This window comes from Acinetobacter sp. CWB-G5 (genome assembly GCF_019209785.1).
Classification (GTDB): Bacteria; Pseudomonadota; Gammaproteobacteria; order Pseudomonadales; family Moraxellaceae; genus Acinetobacter; species Acinetobacter johnsonii.
Genome location: NZ_JAHUTF010000027.1, coordinates 1 through 1,195 on the forward strand (window position 1 = coordinate 1; position 1,195 = coordinate 1,195).

At 39.7% G+C, this 1,195-nt stretch carries 1 protein-coding gene; it reads left to right on the forward strand.

What is annotated here, in order from left to right:
* The first annotated feature begins 99 nt into the window (after window positions 1-99).
* The gene (locus KVY11_RS16530) at window positions 100-1,140 is read left to right on the forward strand and encodes an IS481 family transposase (protein WP_218289573.1); all 1,041 of its coding nucleotides are present in this window, start codon (window positions 100-102) and stop codon (window positions 1,138-1,140) included.
* Window positions 1,141-1,195: the final 55 nt, after the last annotated feature.

Below are 1,195 nucleotides of genomic sequence, written 5' to 3' on the forward strand. Positions count from 1 at the left end.
TGTATTAGTTCCGACTTAATCTGACACAGAGCTTGAAAAAGAAGAAGTTACCGATTTTGATTAAAGGTGTCGAATCTCAATCAATAAAGGTAACTTCTCATGTTGCATACTAACAATCAAATCATCAAACACAAAGTCGGTCTGCTGAATTTAGCAGAAGAACTCCAGAACGTATCCAAAGCTTGTAAAGTCATGGGAGTATCTAGAGATACCTTCTATCGTTATCAAGAGCTTGCCAGTACAGGCAATATGGATGCGCTCATCAACCAGAGTCGCAGAACTCCAAATTTAAAAAACCGAGTGGATGAGCAAACTGAACAAGCTGTTGTTGATTTTGCAATCCAATATCCAGCTTATGGTCAGCATCGAACCAGTAATGAGCTACGTCAGATTGGCATCTTTGTATCTGGCAGCGGTGTGCGCTCTATCTGGCTTAGACACAATCTTGAGAACTTCAAAAAGCGATTGAAGGCACTTGAAATGAAAGTTGCTCAAGAAGGCATTCAATTGAATGATCAGCAGATTGCTGCATTAGAACGTAAACATGAAGATGATGTTGCTTGTGGTGAAATCGAAACACATCATCCAGGATATCTTGGAGCGCAAGATACTTTTTATGTCGGAAATCTAAAAGGTGTTGGTCGTATTTATCAGCAAACTTTTATTGATACGTATAGCCAAGTGGTTCACTGCAAGCTGTACACAACCAAGACACCAATCACAGCCGCAGATTTATTGAATGACCGCGTGTTACCATTCTATGAATCACAAAGATTGCCAATGCTTCGTATTTTGACCGACAGAGGCACCGAATATTGCGGTAAAGTTGAACATCACGATTATGAGCTTTATTTGGCTCTGAATGATATTGATCACACGAAAACTAAAGCGGCTTCCCCACAAACGAATGGGATCTGTGAGCGTTTCCATAAGACGGTCTTGCAGGAATTTTATCAAATAACCTTTAGGAAGAAGCTATATAGCACATTAGAGGAATTACAAGCTGATCTAGACGTTTGGCTGAAATTTTATAATACTGATAGAACCCATCAGGGTAAGGTGTGCAATGGCAGAACGCCATTTGCAACATTACTCGATGGAAAACGTATTTGGGCTGAAAAGAATTTAGCTCAAATTTAACCTGACAGTCTTAAGCAAATATCGGTAACTGTCAGATTAGGTTTGAACTAGTACA

Coding starts and splice junctions, on each gene's coding strand:
- KVY11_RS16530 (WP_218289573.1), top strand. CDS start 100: ATGTTGCATACTAACAATCAAATCATCAAACACAAAGTCGGTCTGCTG.